The organism is Paraburkholderia sp. (assembly GCF_035656215.1).
Taxonomy (GTDB): domain Bacteria; phylum Pseudomonadota; class Gammaproteobacteria; order Burkholderiales; family Burkholderiaceae; genus Paraburkholderia.
Window position 1 is genome coordinate 1 of sequence record NZ_DASRSY010000067.1, and the last position, 4,851, is coordinate 4,851.

Sequence of the window (4,851 nt, forward strand, 5' to 3'; positions counted from 1 at the left end):
GACGAGATCCAGGAAGGGTTCGACAACTTCAAGTCGCTGGTGGCCGAGATCGATTGCGATCCACAGCCGGGCGGCCATTTTCTGATTGCGCACCGGCCGCGCATGATGGCCAAACTCGCAGCCGAAGCCAAAGTCTGGAAAGACGTTTTCGGTTACCCGTCCGAACTCATCGACCAGGCCACGTTTCGCCGCGAGTACGTCAACGATTCTGAGGCGGCCGGCGCGCTCCACGAACCCGAGGGTATCGGCATCCACGCGCTGAAACTTGCGTATGGCTATCAGCGGCTGGCGCGTGAAGCGGGTGCAAGAGTCCATCCGGCGAGCCCGGTGATCGGCTGGGAGACCATCAACGGCATTCATCATCTGCGCACGCCGGGTGGCATTGTGCGGGCTCGGTCCGTGGGTATCGCGACTGGTGCGTATACGGCGCCGGACCTCCATCCTTCGCTGACGAGCCGGGTGATGCCGATCCTGTCGAACTCGATGGTGACGCGTCCGCTCACACAGCAGGAAATCGCCGCCTGCAATTTTCGAACGACACAGGTACTCACCGATACGCGCACCTTGCGTTTCTACTATCGCTTCCTGCCGGACAATCGGTTGCAGATCGGCAGCCGTAGCGCGATCACTGGTGCGGACGCACCGAATCCACGCCATTACGAGTTGCTTGTCGAAGGGATGGGCCGCAAGTTCCCGGCGTTGCGTGGTGTCCAGATCGACTATTCATGGTGGGGCTGGGTGGATGTGAGCCACGACATGATGCCGCGCGTGTGTCAGCCGGATCCGAAGCAGTCGGTGTTTTACGCACTCGGCTACGGTGGCAACGGCGTGTCATATTCGCAGCAGGCGGGTCGCCGGCTCGCCGAACGGATAGCGGGTAAGGGGTCGAAGCAGACGCTGCCGATCTTCACGTCGCCGTTGCCCGGCCATCCGTTCGCGCCGTTCCGTCGCATCGGCCAACGGATGCTCTACCAGTTGTATTTCCGGCGCGACGAGAAACCTTGAGCGCGGCCTGCGTGCCGCGCTACCCGCGGCACGTTATTCGCCAGTCGTCGTGCGTTATGCGCACGGCGTTGCGCAGCCAGACAGGTCTGCGCGTTAAATCATAAGAAAAGACACGATGCAGCGAGACGCGCAAGCGTCCTCGCTCGATCCGAATTGGCGGCGCTCAGGTTCCGGGAATGCATGCAGCTTCGCACGCAGTCCCGCACGACCGGCGCCGGCATCAACAGGATGTGGAGGTGACATGCAAGTATCGAATCAAAGTGAACTGAAGACTGGCCTCAAAGAGCGGCACATGACCATGATCGCGCTGGGCGGCGTGATCGGCGCGGGCCTGTTTGTCGGCAGCGGCGTCGTGGTCCAGCAGGCCGGCCCAGCGGCAGTCCTGTCGTTTCTGATTACCGGCGGCCTGATCGTGCTCGTCATGCGGATGCTCGGCGAAATGGCGTGTGCGATGCCGGCGGTAGGCTCGTTTTACGAATACGCGCGTCTTGCTTTTACCGGTAAGCGGGGTCCAGGCAAACTGGCTGGTTTTCTGACCGGGTGGATGTACTGGTATTTCTGGGTCATCGTCGTGGCCGTCGAGGCGGTGGCGGGCGCGAAACTGGTTCAATTCTGGCTGCCGGATACGCCGGCATGGGCGATCAGTCTCGTGTTGCTGGTGGTGTTGACCGCGACCAACCTGATCTCCGTGGGAAGCTACGGCGAATTCGAGTTCTGGTTCGCGTCCATCAAAGTCGCGGCGATCGTCGTGTTTCTGTTCCTCGGCGGTCTGTATGTGCTGGGGCTCTGGCCCGCGTCGATGCACACCACCTCCGTGATGCCGACGCTCCTTTCGCATGGCGGGTTGATGCCGAAGGGGATTGGACCGGTATTGAGCGGCGCCGTCGCGGCGACCGGCTTTTACTTCGGCGCGGAGATCGTCACGATCGCGGCGGCTGAAGCCCATGAGCCGGTCAAGGCGGTCGCCAAAGCCACCAACTCGGTGATCACCCGCGTGCTGATTTTCTATGTCGGTTCTATTCTTCTCGTGGTGGCGCTCGTGCCGTGGGACTCGCCGAAAATGGCGACGCCGTATGTGAGTGCGCTCGATGCGATGGGTATTCCGGCCGCCGCGAACGTCATGAATGCGATCGTGTTGACCGCAGTGCTCTCCGCGCTCAATTCCGGCCTCTACGCGGCCTCGCGGATGATGTTTGCGCTGACCCGCCACGGCGATGCACCGGCTGCGCTTGCCAAGGTCAATCGCCGCGGCGTTCCGGTTCGCGCGATTCTGGTCGGCACCTTGTTTGGCTATGTGTCGGTCGTCATGTCTTATGTATCGCCCGACACGGTGTTCGCATTCCTCGTCAATTCGTACGGCACGGTGGCAATCTTCGTCTATGTGCTGATCGCCGTGTCGCAACTCAAGCTGCGCGCCCGGCTCGAGCGCGAGGCGCCGGAGATGCTGCGCGTGCGGATGTGGTGCTACCCGTATCTGACCTGTTTCGCGATCTTCGGCATGATCGGTATTCTGGTGGCGATGGCGTTCATACCGGATCAGCGCACGCCGCTGTGGCTCGGCGTAGTAAGTCTCGGTGTGTTGCTCGTGGCGTATGCATGGCGGGCCCGGAAACGCGGCGCAGTGTCAACTGAGCCGGAATTCGTGGAATATCGGCCGCACACGCATTGAGGCCTGTTTTACGCGTACTGTTTGCAGTGCAGCAGGTGTCGCTTGCGACAACCGCTGTACTGCAGCGACACGTTGCCGGCGCGCGCCGCTGCGGTCTCTCTACTTCGACACGGCCACTGCGGCCGTAGCCGCCGTATTCGCCGTTGCGGGTTGCAGCAGCGGTCCGATGCGCACAGCGATCTCCTTGAGCTTCGGCACCGCTTTCAGCAGATCCTCCAGGCTGGAACGCGCCGTGGGCGAATGAACGGCCAACGCCGCGAGCACACGGCCATCCTCGACATTGCGCACCGGCACCGCGACCGCCACCATCCCGCGCACGAATTCCTCGTTATCGACACCAATGCCGCGCATAGCGAGGCGGTCGAGTTCCGCTTCGAGCAGATCGATATCGGTCAGGGTGCGATACGTCATCGATTTGAGCGGCAAGCGCCGGATGACGAGTCCGCGCTCGGCCGAGTTCATCTGCGACAGAAACAGCTTGCCGCTGGCAGTGCAATGCAGCGGGACGCGCGTGCCCGGTTGCATATGCAGACGCAAGGGTTCACTTGTCTCGACGCGTTCGACGTACAGCACGGTATCGCCGTCGAGCACGGTGAGATTGCAGGTCTCGCCGAGCGCATCCACGAGCGTGCGCAGCAGTGAGCGGCACGCGCGCGTAAACGTGCTGTTCGCAAGCGTGGTCAGGGCGAGCTGCGCGGCGCGCGGCCCGAGCGCAATGGCGCGATCGGCCCCGCGCGAGTCCGGCATGTGCGTGACGTAACCGCGTGCCTCAAGCGACTCGATCAGGCGCATCAAGGTCGCCTTCGGAATCTGCAGACGTAAGGACAACTGGGAAAGTGAAGACGGCTGTCCGGCGGACGCAAGTTGTTCCAGCACGCTGAGCGCGCGCAGGACGCGGGTGTCGTCGGCGGGCTCGTGAGCAGGTGAGGGGAGGTGTGTGGTGTCTCTCATTGTCCTTCCCGGAGCGGATGAAGGTGAATGCAGCCCGAACGGATCAGTGACAACCCGGATGAACGCGTGCGGACAGACTGAATAGTGAAACGAAAAAGTCGGTTTTCGTACCGGATTATTCAATCGTAACCGGATTTGCTTGAAGTCGAAACTCTCATCCAATAAATTGGGACGAAATGATCCGCTTTCAAAAAAGGCATCAGCTCGGAGACATCAATGGTACGGAGTTTCGACTACGTGGTCGTCGGCGCGGGATCGGCCGGCTGTGTACTGGCTAACCGCCTCTCGGAGAACGGCCGCTACTCGGTATGCCTGCTCGAAGCCGGGCCGCCCGACCGCTTTCTGTGGATCCATATTCCGATCGGTTACGGCAAGACCATGTTTCATCCGGTCTACAACTGGGGCTTCTACACCGACCCGGATCCGAACATGCACGGTCGCAAGCTCTACTGGCCGCGCGGGCGCACGTTGGGTGGCTGCAGTTCCATCAACGGGCTGATCTACATTCGCGGACAAAAAGAAGATTACGACCACTGGGCCGCGCTCGGTAATCGCGGCTGGAGCTGGAAAGAGTGCTTGCCTTACTTCCGGCGGCTCGAACACAACGAGCTCGGCGGGTCGCCGACGCGCGGCGTGGGTGGCCCGTTGTGGGCCTCCACAATCAAACAGCGCCACGAACTGGTGGACGCATTCATCGCCGCATCGAATCGCCTGGGCGTCCCAACGGTCGACGACTTCAATCAGGGTGATCAGGAAGGGGTCGGCTACTACCAGTTGACTACGCGGCACGGCTGGCGCTGTTCGACTGCCGTCGCTTACCTCAAACCCGCGCGCAGCCGTCCGAATCTACGGATCGAGACCGATGCGCTGGCGTCGAAAGTTCTCTTCGAAGGTACACGTGCTACGGGTATTCGCTATGTGCAGCACGGCAAGGAACACGAGGTGCGCGCGCATCGCGAGGTGGTGCTGACGGCAGGTGCACTGCAATCGCCGCAATTGCTGCAGGTGTCGGGCGTCGGGCCGGCTAAATTGCTCAATGACCTGGGTATTCCGGTGGTCGCCAATCGAGCCGGCGTTGGCGAAAATCTGCAGGACCATTTGCAAGTACGCCTGACCTATGAAGTGACGCGGCCGATCACGACGAACGACTTGCTGCACTCCTGGACGGGCCGCGCGAAGATGGGTTTGCAATGGGCGCTGTTTCGCGAGGGGCCGCTTTCCGTTGG

The 4,851-nt window shown here is 61.7% G+C and carries 4 protein-coding genes; 3 read left to right on the plus strand and 1 reads right to left on the minus strand.

The window, feature by feature from the left end; all coding sequences use genetic code 11:
• Positions 1-1,005 (plus strand): FAD-binding oxidoreductase (locus VFE81_RS03755; RefSeq protein WP_325043304.1); only part of this gene is annotated, 1,005 nt, incomplete at its 5' end.
• A 241-nt stretch (positions 1,006-1,246) separates the two neighbouring features.
• Positions 1,247-2,674 (plus strand): amino acid permease, encoded by a 1,428-nt coding sequence (locus tag VFE81_RS03760; protein ID WP_325043305.1) that lies wholly within the window; start codon positions 1,247-1,249, stop codon positions 2,672-2,674.
• Between the two features lie 99 nt (positions 2,675-2,773).
• Here the strand turns inward: VFE81_RS03760 and VFE81_RS03765 are convergent, their stop codons facing one another.
• On the minus strand, positions 2,774-3,625 hold the full coding sequence (locus tag VFE81_RS03765; RefSeq protein WP_325043306.1) for an IclR family transcriptional regulator: 852 nt from the start codon (positions 3,623-3,625) through the stop codon (positions 2,774-2,776).
• Positions 3,626-3,841: 216 nt separating this feature from the next.
• On the opposite strand from VFE81_RS03765, the gene VFE81_RS03770 reads away from it, so the two are divergent.
• A partial coding sequence (locus tag VFE81_RS03770; RefSeq protein ID WP_325043307.1) for a GMC family oxidoreductase occupies positions 3,842-4,851 on the plus strand: 1,010 nt, incomplete at its 3' end.